Origin of the sequence: Corynebacterium kefirresidentii (genome assembly GCF_016599755.1) — a bacterium.
Lineage (GTDB): Bacteria > Actinomycetota > Actinomycetes > Mycobacteriales > Mycobacteriaceae > Corynebacterium > Corynebacterium kefirresidentii.
In genome coordinates this window covers 581,095-600,351 of sequence record NZ_CP067012.1, presented here as the reverse complement: position 1 = coordinate 600,351, position 19,257 = coordinate 581,095, and the positions used below count along the sequence as shown (strand labels likewise).

Annotated in this window: 14 protein-coding genes, 5 tRNA genes and 2 rRNA genes; 5 read left to right on the top strand and 16 right to left on the bottom strand. The window is 56.1% G+C overall.

Annotated elements, in window-relative coordinates:
* Window positions 1-16: 16 nt before the first annotated feature.
* The 4 genes from I6I12_RS02985 to ramA all read right to left on the bottom strand — a co-directional run bounded on the left by I6I12_RS02985 (window position 17) and on the right by ramA (window position 7,806).
* Window positions 17-3,084: ribosomal RNA gene (locus tag I6I12_RS02985) — 23S ribosomal RNA — on the bottom strand.
* A 470-nt stretch (window positions 3,085-3,554) separates the two neighbouring features.
* A 16S ribosomal RNA gene (locus I6I12_RS02980) occupies window positions 3,555-5,072 on the bottom strand.
* The 16S and 23S rRNA genes sit together here, the layout of an rRNA operon.
* 604 nt (window positions 5,073-5,676) lie before the next feature.
* Entirely contained in the window at window positions 5,677-6,945 is a 1,269-nt protein-coding gene (murA, locus tag I6I12_RS02975) for a UDP-N-acetylglucosamine 1-carboxyvinyltransferase (protein ID WP_023019848.1), read from the bottom strand.
* Window positions 6,946-6,966: 21 nt separating this feature from the next.
* Window positions 6,967-7,806: an acetate metabolism transcriptional regulator RamA gene (gene ramA, locus I6I12_RS02970; protein WP_005325834.1), complete on the bottom strand. Its 840-nt coding sequence runs from the start codon at window positions 7,804-7,806 to the stop codon at window positions 6,967-6,969.
* A gap of 265 nt (window positions 7,807-8,071) precedes the next feature.
* Between ramA and cysK the strand changes: the two genes are divergently transcribed.
* Both cysK and epsC read left to right on the top strand, forming a co-directional pair.
* Window positions 8,072-9,007, top strand: coding sequence for a cysteine synthase A (gene cysK / locus I6I12_RS02965; RefSeq protein WP_023019849.1), 936 nt, complete (start codon window positions 8,072-8,074; stop codon window positions 9,005-9,007).
* Window positions 9,008-9,077: 70 nt separating this feature from the next.
* Window positions 9,078-9,641, top strand: a complete 564-nt coding sequence (gene epsC, locus I6I12_RS02960) for a serine O-acetyltransferase EpsC (protein WP_034655513.1) — start codon at window positions 9,078-9,080, stop codon at window positions 9,639-9,641.
* A gap of 40 nt (window positions 9,642-9,681) precedes the next feature.
* Here the strand turns inward: epsC and I6I12_RS02955 are convergent, their stop codons facing one another.
* The 6 genes from I6I12_RS02955 to I6I12_RS02930 form a co-directional block, all read right to left on the bottom strand.
* A complete protein-coding gene (locus I6I12_RS02955; protein ID WP_023019851.1) occupies window positions 9,682-9,972 on the bottom strand; it encodes a GNAT family N-acetyltransferase in 291 nt (96 codons plus the stop codon).
* Between the two features lie 49 nt (window positions 9,973-10,021).
* Window positions 10,022-10,094 (bottom strand) — tRNA-Phe (locus I6I12_RS02950).
* A 19-nt stretch (window positions 10,095-10,113) separates the two neighbouring features.
* Window positions 10,114-10,187: transfer RNA gene (locus tag I6I12_RS02945), tRNA-Asp, on the bottom strand.
* 83 nt (window positions 10,188-10,270) lie between these two features.
* Window positions 10,271-10,585: a DUF4288 domain-containing protein gene (locus I6I12_RS02940; protein WP_023019852.1), complete on the bottom strand. Its 315-nt coding sequence runs from the start codon at window positions 10,583-10,585 to the stop codon at window positions 10,271-10,273.
* A gap of 84 nt (window positions 10,586-10,669) precedes the next feature.
* Window positions 10,670-10,743, bottom strand: a tRNA-Asp gene (locus I6I12_RS02935).
* Window positions 10,744-10,778: 35 nt separating this feature from the next.
* Window positions 10,779-10,854, bottom strand: a tRNA-Glu gene (locus tag I6I12_RS02930).
* A gap of 82 nt (window positions 10,855-10,936) precedes the next feature.
* On the opposite strand from I6I12_RS02930, the gene I6I12_RS02925 reads away from it, so the two are divergent.
* Window positions 10,937-11,269 (top strand): metal-sensitive transcriptional regulator, encoded by a 333-nt coding sequence (locus I6I12_RS02925; RefSeq protein ID WP_023019853.1) that lies wholly within the window; start codon window positions 10,937-10,939, stop codon window positions 11,267-11,269.
* Window positions 11,270-11,300: 31 nt separating this feature from the next.
* Here I6I12_RS02925 and I6I12_RS02920 read toward each other — a convergent pair.
* Together I6I12_RS02920 and scpC are read right to left on the bottom strand one after the other, a co-directional pair.
* A tRNA-Lys gene (locus tag I6I12_RS02920) sits at window positions 11,301-11,373 on the bottom strand.
* 108 nt (window positions 11,374-11,481) lie between these two features.
* Window positions 11,482-12,984 (bottom strand): succinyl-CoA:acetate CoA-transferase ScpC, encoded by a 1,503-nt coding sequence (scpC, locus tag I6I12_RS02915; RefSeq protein WP_200288676.1) that lies wholly within the window; start codon window positions 12,982-12,984, stop codon window positions 11,482-11,484.
* Window positions 12,985-13,175: 191 nt separating this feature from the next.
* Here scpC and dusB point away from each other — a divergent pair, with 191 nt between their 5' ends.
* Window positions 13,176-14,321, top strand: coding sequence for a tRNA dihydrouridine synthase DusB (gene dusB / locus I6I12_RS02910; RefSeq protein WP_200288675.1), 1,146 nt, complete (start codon window positions 13,176-13,178; stop codon window positions 14,319-14,321).
* A gap of 101 nt (window positions 14,322-14,422) precedes the next feature.
* Window positions 14,423-15,151 carry a phosphate signaling complex protein PhoU gene (phoU, locus tag I6I12_RS02905; RefSeq protein ID WP_023019856.1) on the top strand — a complete coding sequence of 243 codons (729 nt, stop codon included), beginning with the start codon at window positions 14,423-14,425 and terminating at the stop codon, window positions 15,149-15,151.
* A 70-nt stretch (window positions 15,152-15,221) separates the two neighbouring features.
* Here the strand turns inward: phoU and pstB are convergent, their stop codons facing one another.
* The 4 genes from pstB to pstS all read right to left on the bottom strand — a co-directional run bounded on the left by pstB (window position 15,222) and on the right by pstS (window position 19,248).
* Window positions 15,222-15,995 carry a phosphate ABC transporter ATP-binding protein PstB gene (pstB, locus tag I6I12_RS02900; RefSeq protein ID WP_023019857.1) on the bottom strand — a complete coding sequence of 258 codons (774 nt, stop codon included), beginning with the start codon at window positions 15,993-15,995 and terminating at the stop codon, window positions 15,222-15,224.
* A gap of 52 nt (window positions 15,996-16,047) precedes the next feature.
* Window positions 16,048-16,962 (bottom strand): phosphate ABC transporter permease PstA, encoded by a 915-nt coding sequence (gene pstA / locus I6I12_RS02895; RefSeq protein ID WP_049360033.1) that lies wholly within the window; start codon window positions 16,960-16,962, stop codon window positions 16,048-16,050.
* Window positions 16,963-16,976: 14 nt separating this feature from the next.
* On the bottom strand, window positions 16,977-18,023 hold the full coding sequence (pstC, locus tag I6I12_RS02890) for a phosphate ABC transporter permease subunit PstC (RefSeq protein WP_023019858.1): 1,047 nt from the start codon (window positions 18,021-18,023) through the stop codon (window positions 16,977-16,979).
* 121 nt (window positions 18,024-18,144) lie between these two features.
* Window positions 18,145-19,248 (bottom strand): phosphate ABC transporter substrate-binding protein PstS, encoded by a 1,104-nt coding sequence (pstS, locus tag I6I12_RS02885; protein ID WP_179386949.1) that lies wholly within the window; start codon window positions 19,246-19,248, stop codon window positions 18,145-18,147.
* Window positions 19,249-19,257: the final 9 nt, after the last annotated feature.

Sequence of the window (19,257 nt, the reverse complement as noted above, 5' to 3'; positions counted from 1 at the left end):
CACACATAGTGTGTGTTGGTGTTTGTTGTGGTCAATTAGTACCAGTAGCCTTCACACCTTACAGTGCGTCCAGGTCTGGCCTATCTACCCTATCGTCTTTAGGGGACCTTAACGAAACCTCATCTTAAAACAGGCTTCCCGCTTAGATGCTTTCAGCGGTTATCCCTTCCGTACGTAGCCAACCAGCGATACCCCTGGCGGGATAACTGGCACACTAGAGGTACGTCCGTCCCGGTCCTCTCGTACTAGGGACAGCTTTCTTCAAGTTTCAACGCGCGCGGCGGATAGAGACCGAACTGTCTCACGACGTTCTGAACCCAGCTCGCGTGCCGCTTTAATGGGCGAACAGCCCAACCCTTGGGACCTACTCCAGCCCCAGGATGCGACGAGCCGACATCGAGGTGCCAAACCATCCCGTCGATATGGACTCTTGGGGAAGATCAGCCTGTTATCCCCGGGGTACCTTTTATCCGTTGAGCGACACCACATCCACAAGTAGGTGCCGGATCACTAGTCCCGACTTTCGTCCCTGCTCGACATGTCTGTCTCACAGTCAAGCTCCCTTGTGCACTTACACTCACCACCTGATTGCCAACCAGGCTGAGGGAACCTTTGGGCGCCTCCGTTACATTTTGGGAGGCAACCGCCCCAGTTAAACTACCCACCAGGCACTGTCCCCAACCCAGATCATGGGCCAAGGTTAGATGCTCAATCCGATCAGAGTGGTATTTCAACAACGACTCCACCACCACTAGCGTGATAGCTTCCAAGTCTCCCACCTATCCTACACAAACCGAACCAAACACCAATACCAAGCTATAGTGAAGGTCCCGGGGTCTTTTCGTCCTGCCGCGCGTAACGAGCATCTTTACTCGTAGTGCAATTTCACCGGGCCTGTGGTTGAGACAGCAGAGAAGTCGTTACGCCATTCGTGCAGGTCGGAACTTACCCGACAAGGAATTTCGCTACCTTAGGATGGTTATAGTTACCACCGCCGTTTACTGGGGCTTAAATTCTCAGCTTCGCCAACAACGTTGACTAACCGGTCCTCTTAACCTTCCAGCACCGGGCAGGCGTCAGTCCATATACATCAACTTAACGTCTTCGCATGGACCTGTGTTTTTGATAAACAGTCGCTTCCCTCTATTCTCTGCGACCCCACAACGCTTAACACCGCAAGGATGCTCACATCGTAGGGCCCCCTTCTCCCGAAGTTACGGGGGCATTTTGCCGAATTCCTTAACCACAGTTCACCCGAACGCCTTAGTATTTTCAACCTGACCACCTGTGTCGGTTTAGGGTACGGGCCATACACACACATCGCTAGAGGCTTTTCTCGACAGTACAGGATCACCACCATCAACCCCAATGGGTCTACGCATCACGCCTCAACCAAAATGTGCGGCGGATTTACCTACCACACGGTCTGCACGCTTACACCACCAATCCAATAAGTGGCGTGGCTACCTCACTGCGTCACCCCATCACTTGAACCACACATCAGGCCCCACGACATCAACACCACCAGACTTCAAAGAAGACCAGCAATGCATCCGCGGTGGTTAGTATCAGTGCTTTATCATGGGCGCGCATGTACGGGTACCAGAATATCAACTGGTTATCCATCGACTACGCCTGTCGGCCTCGCCTTAGGTCCCGACTCACCCTGGGAAGACGAACTTGACCCAGGAACCCTTAGTCATCCGGCGGATAGGATTCTCACCTATCAATTCGTTACTCATGCCTGCATTCTCACTCGCACACAGTCCACGCCTCCTTACGGTAACGCTTCAACCCATGCACGACGCTCCCCTACCCAACAAAAAAATTGTTGCCGCGGCTTCGGCGGTGTACTTGAGCCCCACTACATTGTCGGCGCAGAACCACTCGACCAGTGAGCTATTACGCACTCTTTCAAGGATGGCTGCTTCTAAGCCAACCTCCTGGCTGTCTTCGCGATCCCACATCCTTTTCCACTTAGTACACCCTTAGGGGCCTTAACCGGCGATCTGGGCTGTTTCCCTCTCGACTATGAAGCTTATCCCCCACAGTCTCACTGCCGTACAACACAATTAGTGGCATTCGGAGTTTGGCTGACATTGCTAAGATTGTAGTCCCGCTCAACCAACCAGTCGCTCTACCTCCACCAAGCTATAATACGACGCTGCACCTAAATGCATTTCGGGGAGAACCAGCTATCACGGAGTTTGATTGGCCTTTCACCCCTACCCACAGCTCATCCCCGCAGTTTTCAACCTACGTGGGTTCGCGCCTCCACAACCTCTTACAGCTGCTTCACACTGGCCATGGGTAGATCACCCCGCTTCGGGTCCAGGACATGCCACTTGACACCCCATTAGGATTCGGTTTCCCTACGGCTACCCCACACGGGTTAACCTCGCGACATGCCGCTGACTCGCAGGCTCATTCTTCAAAAGGCACGCCATCACACACACACGGTGCTCTGACGGATTGTAAGCACATGGTTTCAGGAACTATTTCACTCCCCTCCCGGGGTACTTTTCACCATTCCCTCACGGTACTCATACACTATCGGTCACACTGAGTATTTAGGCTTACCGGGTGGTCCCGGCAGATTCACAGCAGATTCCACGAGCCCGCTGCTACTCGGGCAACCCAACAACCCACACATCATCATCTTCAGCTACAGGACTCTCACCTACTCCGGCAGGCCATTCCAAACCACTTCACCTAACAACAATGCGCAAGCACGATGATGGTAGTCACCGCACATCAGGGCCCACAACACCGCACACACAACCCCTACCAGGTATCACATGCACACGGTTTAGCCTCATCCACGTTCGTTCGCCACTACTAGCAGAATCATTATTATTTTCTTCTCCTACGGGTACTGAGATGTTTCACTTCCCCGCGTAAACCCCCACAACAGCTATGAATTCACTGAAGGGTAACCCCACATAACCAGGGCCAGGTTTCCCCATTCGGACATCCTCGGATCAACGCTTAATTGACAACTCCCCGAGGCTTAACGCAGCCTTTCACGTCCTTCATCGGCTCAGCATGCCAAGGCATCCACCATGCGCCCTTAATAACGAACACACAAACCACCACACACAAAAAGCGCGGGTGGCCACACAAGTGAACTTGACAAAATAAACACAAAAAAGAAATCACACAAACACACACAACACACCACACACAAAGCGCAGCACGTCATACGTGTTTAATGCTCGCGTCCACTATACAGTTCTCACACAACACCCCAACCATCAACCAGCACACACACTGTGTCCACCAGTCATATGGTCAGGCACCACAAAAAGGGGATAATGCCCCAGACACCCAACAATGCACCAACATACAAACAAATACTTTTTTTCAAACTGTGCACGACACTGTGTGTCACAAAGCGCCATTCAAACACTCGGTCTTTGTCTTAAAGGTGTATCTTCCACCCGGAAATTTTCAAACAAATAACGTTGGCAGCATGACACTCGCACACTCAACCAACACCCACCACAAAGTGGCAGGACAAGGCACAACTGTGCCCGAATAATAAAGCTCCTTAGAAAGGAGGTGATCCACCCGCACCTTCCGGTACGGGTACCTTGTTACGACTTCGTCCCAATCGCCGATCCCACCTTCGACGGCTCCCTAACAAGTTTGGGCCACCGGCTTCGGGTGTTACCAACTTTCATGACGTGACGGGCGGTGTGTACAAGGCCCGGGAACGTATTCACCGCAGCGTTGCTGATCTGCGATTACTAGCGACTCCGACTTCATGGGGTCGAGTTGCAGACCCCAATCCGAACTAAGGCCGGCTTTCAGCGATTCGCTCCACCTCACAGTGTCGCTGCGCGTTGTACCGACCATTGTAGCATGTGTGAAGCCCTGGACATAAGGGGCATGATGATTTGACGTCATCCCCACCTTCCTCCGAGTTGACCCCGGCAGTCTCTCATGAGTCCCCAACCAAATGCTGGCAACATAAGACAAGGGTTGCGCTCGTTGCGGGACTTAACCCAACATCTCACGACACGAGCTGACGACAACCATGCACCACCTGTACACCAGCCACAAAGGGAAAGACTATCTCTAGCCCGATCCGGTGTATGTCAAGCCCAGGTAAGGTTCTTCGCGTTGCATCGAATTAATCCACATGCTCCGCCGCTTGTGCGGGCCCCCGTCAATTCCTTTGAGTTTTAGCCTTGCGGCCGTACTCCCCAGGCGGGGCGCTTAATGCGTTAGCTACGGCACGAAAGTCGTGAAAAGACCCTCACACCTAGCGCCCACCGTTTACGGCATGGACTACCAGGGTATCTAATCCTGTTCGCTACCCATGCTTTCGCTCCTCAGCGTCAGTAACTGCCCAGTAACCTGCCTTCGCCATCGGTGTTCCTCCTGATATCTGCGCATTTCACCGCTACACCAGGAATTCCAGTTACCCCTACAGTACTCAAGTTATGCCCGTATCGCCTGCACGCCCGGAGTTAAGCCCCGGAATTTCACAGACGACGCGACAAACCACCTACGAGCCCTTTACGCCCAGTAATTCCGGACAACGCTCGCACCCTACGTATTACCGCGGCTGCTGGCACGTAGTTAGCCGGTGCTTCTTATCTAGGTACCGTCACAAAAAGCTTCGTCCCTAGCGAAAGGAGTTTACAACCCGAAGGCCGTCATCCCCCACGCGGCGTCGCTGCATCAGGCTTGCGCCCATTGTGCAATATTCCCCACTGCTGCCTCCCGTAGGAGTCTGGGCCGTATCTCAGTCCCAATGTGGCCGTCCACCCTCTCAGGCCGGCTACCCGTCGCCGCCTTGGTAGGCCATTACCCCACCAACAAGCTGATAGGCCGCGAGCTCATCCTACACCGAAAAAACTTTCCAACCATCACACTAAAAATGGCTCCTATCCGGTATTAGACCCAGTTTCCCAGGCTTATCCCGAAGTGCAGGGCAGATCACCCACGTGTTACTCACCCGTTCGCCACTCGAGTACCCTGCAAGCAGGGCCTTTCCGTTCGACTTGCATGTGTTAAGCACGCCGCCAGCGTTCGTCCTGAGCCAGGATCAAACTCTCCACAAAAAAATTTCAGAACAAATCCGAAACAGGCCGTGAAAAGCCCGAAACCCAACAAAAGAACAAACCACCACAAACCACACAAAATGCAGCTCATGCTGGCGTCCAAAAAATTACTACAAAGAAAAAATAAACAGTCCCCTCAACCCGACGGGGTCAAAAAGAGGAAACCAAAAAAGGTAAACACAATCACATGCCAACCAATCCATCTCAATGCAGCCGAAACACCAAACAGCATTCAAAAAGGTACGTGTTTCACATACCCAACCGGCACACACCAACCAACAAACCACTAAGCCTGCTGGCAGACAAACCAATCAACACACAACCATGCACACAAAAAATAAAAAGTACATTGGCACACTATTGAGTTCTCAAACATCACCACCAACCAACAAAAAATTAACTTCCCGTTAACCTCTCATCGGCAGCCCGTACAAACTTACTCAACTCAAAGAACAAAGTCAAATCATCGAACCAAGTCCGTACAAAATGTCACCATCAAGTAACCTCCCGGCTACCTCTCGGCGACTTGGATTAATCTAGCCCACCACAACCAAACAACACAAATCCCCAGCACACTACGGAAAACTGTGTACTGAGGACGTCGTTAAAAGAGCTCTTCTTCTTGAGTTCTTTCAATCGTGGCGCCGAGACGCTGCAGGTTTTCTACAAAATTCGGATAACCGCGGTCGATGTGGAAAACATCGTGAACCGTAGTGGTCTCATCCGCACACAACGCAGAAAGCACCAAGCCCGCACCTGCGCGGATATCGGAGCTCCATACGTGAGTAGAAGACAGCCGCTCTTTGCCACGGACTACTACATGGTGGCCGTCAACCTGGGCGTCGGCACCCAGGCGCAGCATTTCATCTACAAAACGGAAGCGGGATTCAAAGACATTCTCTGTAATGACCGTCGTTCCGTCCGCAATGGCGGAGATGCCAATGGCCATAGGCTGCAAATCAGTAGGGAACCCCGGAAATGGCAGGGTCTGATAGTCCACCGACTGCGGGCGCTGATCCATGCGTACGCGGAAGCCGTTCTCATAGGTTTCCAGTTCGGCACCGGCGGACTTCAGCTTTTCCAGTGGCAGGTGCAGGTGGCGCGGTGAGATACCGCCCACCGTGATGTCCCCCTGGGTCATGGCGGCGGCATATGCCCATGTACCTGCCACGATGCGGTCACCGATAACCTCGTGCTGGGTGGGCTGCAGCTTATCGACGCCCCGGATAGTCACCACCGAGCTTCCTTCACCTTCGATATCGGCACCCATGGATTTGAGCATGGTGCACAGATCGACGATTTCGGGCTCACGAGCCGCATTATGCAGAACGGTTTCCCCCTCAGCGAGAACCGCGGCGGTGAGGATGTTTTCGGTTGCACCCACTGACGGGAAATCAAGGCGAATATTCGCGCCACGTAGGTGGGTGGCTTCTGCCACGACGGCACCGTGCTCAATACGAGTGGTAGCGCCCAGCTTTTCCAGGCCCGTCTGGTGCATGTCTAGCGGGCGGGAACCAATCGCGTCGCCGCCGGGCAGCGCTACCTTGGCATGACCACAGCGGGAGGTCAGGGGTCCGAGCACACAAACGGAGGCGCGGAACTGGCGGACTGCATCAAAGTCCGCATTAGATTGTGGCTGCGCAGGAGTAGTAATCCGGACTTCAGAGCCCTCGATAACTACCTCGCAACCGAGCCCCTCGAGGACCTTCTTCATCAGGGGGACGTCCAGAATTTCTGGGCAGTTGGTCAGCGTCGTAGTGCCCTCCGCCAGCAAGGATGCGGCCATGAGCTTTAAGACGCTATTTTTTGCGCCATCTACTTTGACGGTGCCCTCTAAGCGGGCACCGCCGGAAACAATAAACTGATCTTTCACAACTGCCTACGCTACCGGTTCTTAAGGCAACGCGCCGATGCGACGGGCGGCATTGACCGCCTCGTAGCGGGTGTGCGCACCGAGTTTACGCATTACCGAGCGCAGATAAGACTTCACAGTTTCTGCGCCGATTCCCATTTCCTCAGCCGCTTCCACGTTGGTGTGGCCCAGGGCCACACAAGAGAGAACGTCGAGCTCGCGGGCGGAGAGCTTGGTGGATTGCTTCACGCGCACCGGAGAAACCATCTGGTCACATAGCGTCTCCAGTTCCTTGCGCAGCTCCTCGTCTTCCACGCGGTTAGCCAGCATGCGCAGCTTGGAGTGGGTGGAGCGTACCTGTTCCCACTCAGCACCGTTCATAACGTGGCCGCGGGCGGCTCCGCCTTTAGACCCATCGGCGCGGCGCATCGCGGAATTTACAGCTAGGTCCTGCTCAAGAGTGCGCGCGGTCATCGTCACTTCTTCAATGACCTTGTCGCCCAGGCGAACTGGTGAATGCACTCCCACGTAGAGGACGCCGCGGATTTCGCGCTGGACCGTAACGGGCACAGCCACGATGGAGTGCAGGCCCTCGTCTTGGATTACGCGATCATTCTCGTGCGAAATGGTAGTAGCACGGGTGTAATCGGAGACGCCTACCGCGCGGCGAGTGCTCACCACTCGCCCACCCACACCAACGCCTGAGTCAATGATCAGATTCTGCAGCGCTGGGGTACGTAGGCCCACCCACTGCGTAATCTGCAAGCGATTGTCTGGCAGCAGCGTGGCATACATCGTCACCGGAATACCTGTAGCGGTTTTCAGGGACGATAACGCCGCGCGTACGGATTCTTCATCATCTTTGAGGCGATGCGACTCCATGAGACTCTTTCCTCGTCGGGGGTAACCAAGCAGGTGTACCCGTCTTCCCCCCGGGAATTTGGGGGCCAGCGGGCAACTGAGTGGAAGTATAGACAGCATGTGGGGGTAATTCGAAATCGCCCCTGGCTTATCCGGTGTTGTAATCCCACATGGAATGCCCGAATGCCCGGTCTAGAATTTATATACTGACCGGTCTACTTGTGTAGTGTACCCTTGCGTTGTACACGATTTGAATCCAAATCCGATTCCCAAAGGAGTCAATACAATGGCTGTCTACAACAACATTATGGAAACCATCGGCGGCACCCCGCTGGTCCGCCTAAACCGTCTTACCGAGGGCAAGGGTGCAACCGTGCTTGCCAAGGTTGAATCTTTTAACCCCGCTAACTCCGTGAAAGACCGCATCGGCAAGGCCATCGTTGAGGCCGCTGAGAAGTCTGGTCAGCTCAAGCCGGGCGGCACCATCGTGGAAGCCACGTCCGGCAATACCGGCATTGCCCTAGCTCTGGCCGGCGCCACTTTGGGCTACAAGGTCATCTTGACCATGCCGGAGACCATGTCCAACGAGCGCAAGGTGCTGCTGCGCGCCTATGGCGCAGAGATTGTACTGACCCCAGGCGCGGCGGGCATGCAGGGCGCCGTCGACAAGGCGAATGAAATCGTCGCCGAGAACGACAACGCTATCCTGGCTGCACAGTTCGCCAACGAGGCAAACCCGAAGATGCACGAGGAGACCACCGGCCCGGAGATCTGGGAAGACGCCGAGGGCAAGGTTGATGCCTTCGTTGCTGGTGTAGGCACCGGCGGCACCGTTACCGGTGTGGGTCGCTTCCTCAAGTCCAAGAATCCGGACCTGCACTTGGCCGCCGTCGAGCCGTCCGACTCCCCTGTCCTATCTGAAGGCCACGCTGGCCCGCACAAGATCCAGGGCATCGGCGCCAACTTCGTTCCTGAGGTACTTGACCGCGAGCTTCTCGACGAAGTCTTTACCGCCACCACCGAGGAGTCCATTAAGGCCTCCCGCGACTTGGCCACCCAGGAAGGCCTGCTGGTAGGCATTTCCGCCGGCGCTAACGTCTCTGCAGCTTTGAAGCTGGCAGAGCGCCCAGAGTTTGAGGGCAAGACCATCGTGGTTGTCCTACCGGACTTCGGTGAGCGCTACGTCTCCACCATCCTCTTCGAGGACATCCGCGAGGCTTAAATCACTTCGGATGAATAAAAGCACCCGCCAACCTTGGCGGGTGCCTTTTTTATGCCAGTACTATGTGAGCATGAACATTATGAGCTACATCCGTGAAGACTTAGCGAATGCAAGAGATCACGATCCAGCCGCTCGCGGCGACGTCGAAAATGCAATAGTGTACTCCGGCCTCCACGCGGTGTGGTCTCATCGCATTTCGCACTGGATGTGGAAGCGCGGCCTACGCGGGCCCGCGCGCATATTAGCGCAAATTAACCGCTTCTTTACCGGCGTGGAAATCCACCCGGGCGCCACTATCGGTCGCCGCTTCTTTATTGACCACGGCATGGGCATCGTCATCGGTGAAACCGCCGAGATTGGCGATGGCGTCATGCTTTACCACGGTGTCACCCTCGGTGGCCAGGTACTCACTCAGACTAAGCGCCACCCCACCATCGAGGACAATGTAGTCATCGGCGCAGGCGCTAAGGTACTCGGCCCCATCACGATCGGTGAGGGATCGGCCATTGGCGCCAATGCCGTAGTGACGAAGGACGTGCCCGCCGAACATATCGCGGTGGGCATCCCGGCCAAGAACCGCCCACGCAATCCAAATGAGCGCATCAAACTGGTCGACCCCGACTACTACATCTAAATTCTCTCCCAGCGGCCCACAGGCACTTGTGGGCCGCTTTTTATATGCCTTCTGGGCGTAGCAGGTCGCGGTATTCGGGATTCTTTTCTATAAAGTGCGCCACGGCGGAGCAGGAAGCGATGACTTGCTTGCCGACGCCCCGGGCATCATCAAGCGCAGCCTTAATCAACGGCGCAGACAGTCCTTGGCCGCGAAAAGCATCCTTGATGACCGTGTGGTTGAACTCGCGGGTATCGCCCGCGTCTACGTAGTAGCAAGCACCCGCCTCAGTACCGTCCACGGTGAGGACGTAACGGGATTTATCGGTCTGGTGTGCAATAGCGTGTTCCATGCACCTATACTAAAGCAAAAATGGCCCCTCTTAAGAGGAGCCATTATTGTGGCCAGAGCCAGGATCGAACTGGCGACCCCACACTTTTCAGGCGTGTGCTCTACCGACTGAGCTATCTGGCCAGAAACCCGAAGGTTTCCGCGACCTTGACGGGACTTGAACCCGCGACCTCCGCCGTGACAGGGCGGCGCGCTAACCAACTGCGCCACAAGGCCATTTTAAATTATGTGTGCTCTCTGGCACGGATAGTTACTTTACAGAAGACTCCCGACACTCACCAAATCAGCACGTCATAACACTATTCGGGAGCCTGAAGAGGATCGCTTCCTCCTAATTTCATCTCAAAGCGCTCATAGTCTTCCAGTGCGGCAAAGTGTCGCGAGTAAAGGTCGCAATCTCGGTCCACATAGCCATACAGGGCCGGAGCAACATCTACAATGTGGCGCAACTTCAGCTCTTCATACTCTTGCTCGTGAGCTCGGTTAGCAACTTTGTGGTGCGCCTCCTCCTCAGAATCTGCGTAGACGAGGAAGAAGTCTTCCCGGTAGAAATTCCTAAGCTCCGAATCCTGCGACACGAGCTCAAAGACGACAATCCCTACGTATGGTTCCACAGTGCTGACTCTCCTAATTCCTTAGTTGGCGCCAGCGTACCAAAACAAAAAGCAGCAATCGTAGAAACGATTGCTGCTTTTCTGCGACCTTGACGGGACTTGAACCCGCGACCTCCGCCGTGACAGGGCGGCGCGCTAACCAACTGCGCCACAAGGCCAATCGAATATTTAATTCGTACCAACACTTTCATGTTGGTACCCCCAACGGGATTCGAACCCGTGCCGCTGCCGTGAAAGGGCAGTGTCCTAGGCCGCTAGACGATGGGGGCCCGTCGCGCTATGGCGACCTCTAGAAATATACTGGAGACCTCACCTAGTTACAAAATCGCTCCCCCAGAAAGATTAGGAACCATGTCTGACCAGCATCAAACGTGCTCCTGTCACGAGCCGCACGTGCACGGATATAACGCAGATTCACAAAGTAAAGATCGCTACCTCGCACGGCTCAAACGTATTGAGGGCCAAACACGCGGCATCCATCGCATGATCGAGGAAGACCAGTATTGCATTGACATTATTACCCAGATTTCGGCCGTGAAGTCAGCGCTAGAAAATGTCTCACTCGCGCTCCTAGAAGACCATATCGAGCACTGCGTGGCCGGTGCTGCCGCCGAGGACGGCGAAGTGGCCACGGAGAAGCTAGAAGAGGCGATGCGCGCCATCAAGAAGATGGTGAAAAACTAAAAGGAGCCACCCTACCGGGTGGCTCCAGTTGTGGGCCCTGTGGGGATCGAACCCACGACCTGCGGATTAAAAGTCCGTAGCTCTACCAACTGAGCTAAAGGCCCAACGTCGTTACATCTTAGCTTGCGACATTTGCAAAGTCCTAATTAGGGGGCGTCGGCAAGCGAAAGGCGCCCAGCTCACCGCTGAGCGCCCGCCAGGACACAGTTAGATTAGCCGCGCATATCGCCCTTTTCCATGAAGTTCACCTGGAAGTCGAAGGCGGTCTTCAAATCGTGCGGGGTGTGCTGGAACTTGTTTTCCTTGGCACGCTTGAAGTAGTCCTCCAGCAGCGGACGGTAGTCCGGGTGAGCGACAGAGATAACCTTCTCCACGCGCTCCTTCGGAGCCAGTCCGCGCAGGTCAGCTGCTCCATACTCGGTAATGATGACCATGGTGTCGTGCTCGGTGTGGTCCGTGTGAGACACGAAAGGAACCAGCGCGGAAATGGCGCCATCCTTGGCCACGGACGGCGAGACGAAGGTGGAGATATAGGCGTTGCGGGTGAAGTCACCCGAGCCACCGGTGCCGTTCATGATTCGGGAGCCGGAGACGTTGGTGGAGTTGATATTGCCGTAAATATCGGCCTCAATCATGCCATTGGAAGAAATCAGGCCAACGCGGCGAATGACCTCTGGGTGATTGGAGACCTGCTGTGGGCGAAGAATGATGTGCTTGCGGTAGCGCTCTGCCTCCGCGTTCATCTTCTCGGCATACTCCGGGGAAAGGGCAAAGGAGGTAGCAGAGGCCATGGTCATCTTGCCGGCGTCAATTAGATCAAGCATGCCATCCTGGATAACCTCGGTGTAGGCTTGGATATTTTCAAACTTGGAATCCAGGAGGCCAGCCATCACGGCATTTGGCACGTTGCCCACGCCGGACTGCATGATGAACTTGTCATACTCAAGGCGGCCGGCAGCCACCTCACCCTCAAGGAACTCGATGAAGTTTGCAGCGATCTTTTCCGAGATCTCGTCCGGCTCCTTAAACGGCGCGTTGCGGTCGGGGGCATCGGTCTTGACCACTGCGACCACCTTCTCCTCCGGCACCTCCATGTAGGTGGTACCGATGCGGTCACCCGGCTTGGTGATAGGGATCGGCTGACGGTTCGGCAGCTTTTCAATGCGGTAGATATCGTGCATGCCCTCGAGGTTGATGGACTGCCACTCATTAATCTCGATGATGATCTTATCCGCAGCCTCAATGTATTCGAGGTTATTGCCCACGGCGGAGGACGGGACGACGTGGCCTTCCTCGGTGATGCGCACAGCCTCGATGATGGCTACCTGGAAATCACCGTAGAAGCCCTCCTCTACTTGCTGGCCAGAGTGAGACAGGTGAATGTCCTGGTAGAGCGCGGTTCCGTCATTGAACTGCTTACGCAAGGTGGGATCGGAGTTATAAGGAGAGCGGAAGCGAATCGCCTCAGCTTCCGCGAGGACGCCATCGCAATCCGGAGCAGTAGAGGCACCAGAGAAGACATCGATCTTAAATTCCTCGCCCTTTTCGTGCAGGGCCTTGGCCTTTTCTGCAATGGCGGTAGGCAGGCCCTTAGGGTAGCCAGCGCCGGTAAAGCCGGAAATGCCTACGCGATCACCGTGGTTTACGTGCTGAGCAGCCTCTTCTGCCGAAACTACGAGCTTTTGAAACGGGGCATACGCGATTCTTTCGGACAAGGGTAATCCTCCTTCATCGAGAGACTAGCCAAAATAACGGCCGTCCTAATTAGTTACACAGACCACATTAGCGAATCTTTGCAAGATTTCCACCACATTTGTGTGACCCCCACCCCATAAAACGGAAATAAGGAACGCCACCACTGTGGCCCTAGTTGCTATTTTGGCCCGTCAACTAGCACAATTGGGGCGTGAATTTGCGCATTGGACACTACGATCTCTCCTCCCCCGTCATCCTCGCCCCGATGGCGGGGGTAACCAACGTTGCTTTCCGCACGTTGTGCCGCGAGCAGGAATTGGCGCGCACTGGCACGGTTTCCGGCCTCTACGTCTGTGAGATGGTCACCGCCCGCGCGCTAGTAGAGCGCAATGAAAAGACGCTGCACATGACAACCTTTGCTCCGCAGGAGGATCCCCGATCACTGCAGATTTATGCGGTGGATCCGGAATATACTTACAAGGCAGCAAAGATGATCGTGGACGAGAACTTGGCGGACCACATTGATATGAACTTTGGCTGCCCGGTTCCCAAGGTGACCCGTCGCGGCGGTGGATCCGCTTTGCCTTATAAGCGACGCCTCTTTGGCAATATTGTCTCCGCCGCCGTCAAAGCTACTGAGGGCACCGACATCCCAGTAACGGTAAAGATGCGCGTAGGCATTGACGATGAACACCATACGCATCTTGATGCGGGGCGCATCGCCGTCGAATCCGGCGCCGCCGCCGTTACCTTGCATGGCCGTACCGCCGCCCAGCGCTATTCCGGTGAAGCACGGTGGGACGAGATCGCCCGACTAAAAGAGCACCTAGCAGACACTGGAGTCCCGGTTTTGGGCAATGGCGATATCTTCCGCGCCGAGGATGCGCGCCGCATGATGGAACAGACCGGTTGCGACGGCGTGCAGGTCGGGCGCGGCTGCCTCGGCCGCCCGTGGCTCTTTGCGGAGCTCGGCGCTGCCCTTCGCGGCGAGTCCATCCCAGCTGAGCCCACCCTGGGTGAGGTTACCCAGGTTATTCTCCGCCACGCAGAGCTACTCGCAGAGCACGATGGCGAGGATAATGCTTCCCGCGACATTCGCAAACACATTGGCTGGTACCTGCGCGGCTTCCCAGTCGGCGGCCAAGTACGCGCGGGCTTGGCCAAGGTGGATTCCCTCGACGCACTGCGAGAGCTCCTAGCCCCATGGGCAGATTCCGACGCCTTGGCTGCCGACGCCGACGGTGCCCGAGGCCGCCAAGGTTCGCCTTCCAAGGTGGCATTGCCAGATGGCTGGCTCGACGATCCGGAGGATGAATGCGTTCCCGTCGCCGCAGATATTATGAATTCCGGCGGTTAACCTTATTAGGGCATCAGAGCACCCTGGGGTATATAGGTATCGTGCATTTATCTTCCACTTAAGTTGCGCGGGAATGGAAAGTTTTCGCTATTATTTCTGGCATGCGTGCTGCCTACAGGGAACACTTAGACAACTTCTCCCATGACCTCATCGTCATGTGCGATACCGTGCGCACCATCATGGATAAGGCCTCACAGGCGCTAATCCAGGGCGTTTTGGAATCTGCCGAAGAAGCTCTCACTATGACTGAGGAGCTCGATGAGATCCGCACTCGATGCTCGGAGCGCGCCGTAAAACTTTTAGCACTAGAAAACCCCATGGCGCAGGATCTCCGCCAAGTTGTCTCTTCCATCTATATCGTGGAAGACCTCTACCGAATGGGAAAGCTTGCCCAACACATCGCGGATTCCGCACGCCGCCGCCACCCCGATCCCGTGGTGCCTGCGAACTACATGGGCTACTTTGAGGAGCTGTACCGTCTCACTGAAGAGATGGGTTCTGTGCTGCACAATATTCTCGTTACTCCCGACGCGGATCTATCCGTGAACCTTCGCGCCGATGACGACGCCGTGGACGATATCAACTCTCATCTTTTGCGCCTCCTGACCCAGCGCGAGTGGGAAGGATCCGTCCGAGAGGCAGTGGAGACCTCGCAGATTACGCGCTATTACGAGCGCTATGCCGACCACTGCGTTTCGGTTGCCGGCCACATTATCTATTTGATCACTGGGCTGCTGCCCCACGACTATGCCAAGAAGCTAGAAGAGAGCAAGAAGGACGCGGAGTTCGAGGCCCGTATGGCCGAGCTGGAGCGTCAGTTCCGCCGCTAAGGAATAAAAACTAAGAAACGGGGCCGGTTCGAATGAACCGGCCCGTTTTCTCGGACAATCTCTCTACTCTTTAGCCAAAGCGGCCAGAGATATAATCCTCGGTCTCCTTCTGGGAAGGATTCTCGAAGATCTTGGTGGTGTCATCGAACTCCACCAGGTGACCCGGCTTGCCGGTTGCTTCCAGGGAGAAGAAGCCGGTCTTATCGGACACACGGGCTGCCTGCTGCATATTGTGGGTCACGATGACGATGGTGAAGTTCTCCTTCAGCTCGTGGATAAGGTCCTCCACGGCGAGGGTGGAAATCGGGTCTAGGGCGGAACAAGGCTCGTCCATGAGCAGCACCTCTGGCTCCACGGCGATGGCGCGGGCGATGCACAGACGCTGCTGCTGACCACCGGAAAGGCCGCCGCCCGGCTTGTCCAGGCGGTCCTTGACCTCGTCCCACAGGTTGGCGCCGCGCAGGGACTTCTCCGCGACTTCCTTGAGCTTCTTCTTGTTCTTCTCACCGGAAAGCTTGAGGCCAGCCACGACATTGTCCTCAATGGACATCGTGGGGAACGGGTTAGCCTTCTGGAAGACCATGCCGATGGTGTTGCGTACGGATACTGGGTCAACCTTTGGTCCGTAGATATTGGTGCCATCGAGCAGGATTTCACCCTTTACCGAGGCGCCGGGAATGACCTCGTGCATACGGTTGATGGTGCGCAGCACGGTGGACTTACCGCAGCCGGAAGGGCCGATGAATGCGGTCACGGCCTGGGCCGGGATCTGCATATTCACGTTCTGCACGGCGTGGAAGTCGCCGTAGAAAATGTTCACGTCATTGAGCGCGAGCTTAGACATTTGGGAGTTTCTCCTCTAGCAAGTGTATGGCGGAATCGAGTGTTACGGCGTTTTACTTCTTAACCGAGAACTTTGCGGACACGATGCGGGCCGCAATATTGAGGACGGCGATGAGGATAACCAGCGTCAAAGCTGCACCCCAGAGCTTGTCCAGCACGGCTGGCTGAGCGCCAGCCTTGTACATATCCAGCATCATCAACGGGAGCGAGGACTGAGATCCCTTGAAAGCGTCCCAGTTGATGACGGAGGAGGAGCCAACCAAGACCAGCACCGGCGAGGACTCACCCATCACACGGGCAATCGCCAGCATGATGCCGGTGACGATGCCGGACAGGGCGGTAGGCAGAACGATACGGGCGATGGTCTTCCACTTTGGTACACCGAGCGCGTAGGACGCCTCACGCAAGTCCATTGGGACCACGCGCAGCATCTCTTCGGTATTGCGCACCACAATCGGAATCATCAGCAGTACCAGGGACAGCGCCACGGCGAAGCCGGAGCGGCCGAAACCGAAGAGGGTGATCCACATGGCGAAGATGAACAGAGCCGCAACAATGGACGGCACACCAGACAGGATGTCCACCATAAAGGTGGTGACGCGGCCAAGCCATCCACCCTTGGAGTACTCCACCAGGTAAATAGCGGTGAAGATGCCGATGGGAATGGAGATGACGGAAGCCAAAATGGTTTGCACGAAAGTACCCACGATTGCGTGGGCAGCACCGCCGCCAGCCGAGCTATTCATGATGCCGCGCTGGGAGGCGGTCCACCACTCAGGGTTGAGGATTACGCCACTACCGCGGGCGATGAGTTCCCACAGAACCCACACCAGCGGGACCATAGCCAAAATCATTGCGCCCCAGACCACTGCAGTGGCGATGTTATTGGTCATCTTGCGGGAGCCGGAGATGTCCAGGAATGTCGCGCCGCCTTGGGAGGCAGGCTTGGCATTAGTTGTCGTAGTCATTGATCCTCCCCTCCTTACTTCTTCTTCACGATGGCGCGGGCAATTGCGTTGACCACGAAGGTCAGCAAGAACAGCATGAGGCCGGCGGCGATGTAGGCACCAGCGCGCATCTCGTTACCGAACTCGGCAGATGCCAGGGCGATGGCCGTGGCGAAGGTCGTGCCGCCATCGAAAAGCGAGAAGCGGAAGTCAATCAGCGGGGAGACGACCATGTACAGCGCCATGGTCTCACCCAGCGCACGGCCCAGGCCGAGCATGGAGCCTGCGATATAGCCGGACATGCCGAATGGCAGCACGGTCATGCGGATAACTTCCCAACGGGTAGCGCCCAGCGCCAGGGCGGATTCCACCTGGCCTGGAGGGGTCTGCACGAAGACCTCGCGGGCGGTGGCCGCGATGATTGGCAGAATCATCACGGCGAGCACGATGCCACCGGTAAACAAGTTGCGGCCGGTAGCAAAAGAGGGCGAGTTATCGAAGACATGGAAGAGGAAGAAGCCGCCGGCCCAAGACTCCATCCAGGAGTAGAAGCCGGATAGCGCCGGGCCGAGAACCTGCCAGCCCCACAGACCATAAACAATGGAAGGAACCGCAGCGAGCATGTCCACCAGGAAGCCGAGAGGTTTGACCAAGCGGGCAGGCGCGTAGTTGGACAGGAAGATGGCAATGGCCAGGGCCACCGGCATAGCCAGCAGGAGGGCGAAGACGGAGATAAGGACGGTGGTACCGAACATGGTCGGGATACCGAACTTCATCGCAGAAGTATCGGTGGTCTCCCAACGGCCACCATAGGTAAAGAAACCCAAGATGCCGCCGTCGTTGACTCCCAGGGCGGGAACTGCACGCCACAGCAGGAAGGCGGCAATAGCCGCAATCATGACGGTAATAAGTGTTGCCGAAGCAGTGGACAGGAACTCAAAGACACGATCGCCTGGGCGCTTTACGCCGCTATTGGAGCTGGTGGTAGCTACCTCTTCGTGTCCGCTGGTGGAGACTCGCTCGGCAGCGGTGATATTCGCGTCCGCCTGCTCTGGAGCCGTGGTGAGATTATTGTCTGCCATGAGACTGTTAATCCTTTTCAGCGTTGAAAATGGAAAATATCGTTACATACCTGCGCCCCCAAAGCGCGAATCGTGTGCGGCAGTGGGGGCGGGAGGTATTAAGCTTTTACAGCTTTAGCGCTTACTGCAAAGCGTCAACAGCAGCCTTCAGCTTGTCCAGGTGAGCACCCTCAACCGGGATGAAGCCTTGCTCAGCCAGCTGGTCGTCCTGGTGATCCAGGACGGTGGTGAAGAAGGACTTGACCAGCTTGGAGGTCTCCTCATCGTAGCCCTTGGAGCAGACGATGTTGTAGGTGGTCAGGATGAGCGGGTATGCACCCTCGTTATCGGAGGAGAACAGTGCCTCAGAGTCAACAACCATGTTGTGCTCGGAGTCGGTCTTCTTGAACTCCAGGTTTTCCAGAGCCTTGTTGACGGACTCGGTGGAGAGCTCAACTGGGCCGTGGCCGAAGTCAATCTTGGCCTTCTTAACGCCCTCGCCTTCCTTCTGGTCTGCAAAGCCAGCCTCGACGTAGGTGATAGCACCGTCGATGCTTGCAACCTGGTCAGCAACGCCGGAGGAACCGTTAGCGCCCTCACCAACAGAATCCGGGAACTGCTTGCCCTCGGAGTCCCAGTCGCCCGTAGCGGCCTTCAGGAACTTCTGGAAGTTTGCGGAGGTACCGGACTCGTCGGAACGGAAGATGACGGTGATGTCCTTGTCCGGCAGGTCGGTGCCCTCGTTGTCAGCGGCGATAGCCTTGTCGTTCCACTTCTTGATTTCGCCCTTGAAGATCTTGCCCAGGGTCTTGGTGGAAAGGTTAATCTCGGTGTCACCCAGGTTGTAGGCGATTGCAACCGGGCCGATGGTGGTTGGCAGGTGCCATGCCTCGTTGCCGTCGCAACGCTTAGCGGCAGCCTCGACCTCGCCCTCGTCTTCCTTCAGGGCGGAGTCAGAACCAGCGAAGTCAGCCTGGCCGTTGGTGAAGGCCTCAACGCCGGCGCCGGAACCGGAAGCATTGTAGGACAGGGAAGCGTCTGGGTGATCCTCGGAGAACGCGGTTTGGAAGTAAGACATTGCGTTCTGCTGGGAGGATGCACCGTCGCCGACGAGCTCGCCGGAGACGTCCTCGCCGCCAGCGGAATCGGAGGAGGAGCCAGACTCCTCAGAGCAAGCTACGAGAGCGGTAGAGGTTGCGGCTACGATGCCGAAGATTGCGGCAGTGCGCTTGAAGTTGCGAATCACGGGAAAACC

Bases quoted from the DNA above. Each gene is read 5' to 3' on its own strand.
- ramA (WP_005325834.1), bottom strand. From the start codon at position 7,806: ATGGAGTCGCATCGCCTCAAAGATGATGAAGAATCCGTACGCGCGGCG.
- cysK (WP_023019849.1), top strand. From the start codon at position 8,072: ATGGCTGTCTACAACAACATTATGGAAACCATCGGCGGCACCCCGCTG.
- epsC (WP_034655513.1), top strand. From the start codon at position 9,078: ATGAACATTATGAGCTACATCCGTGAAGACTTAGCGAATGCAAGAGAT.
- I6I12_RS02955 (WP_023019851.1), bottom strand. From the start codon at position 9,972: ATGGAACACGCTATTGCACACCAGACCGATAAATCCCGTTACGTCCTC.
- I6I12_RS02925 (WP_023019853.1), top strand. From the start codon at position 10,937: ATGTCTGACCAGCATCAAACGTGCTCCTGTCACGAGCCGCACGTGCAC.
- phoU (WP_023019856.1), top strand. From the start codon at position 14,423: ATGCGTGCTGCCTACAGGGAACACTTAGACAACTTCTCCCATGACCTC.
- pstB (WP_023019857.1), bottom strand. From the start codon at position 15,995: ATGTCTAAGCTCGCGCTCAATGACGTGAACATTTTCTACGGCGACTTC.
- pstA (WP_049360033.1), bottom strand. From the start codon at position 16,962: ATGACTACGACAACTAATGCCAAGCCTGCCTCCCAAGGCGGCGCGACA.
- pstC (WP_023019858.1), bottom strand. From the start codon at position 18,023: ATGGCAGACAATAATCTCACCACGGCTCCAGAGCAGGCGGACGCGAAT.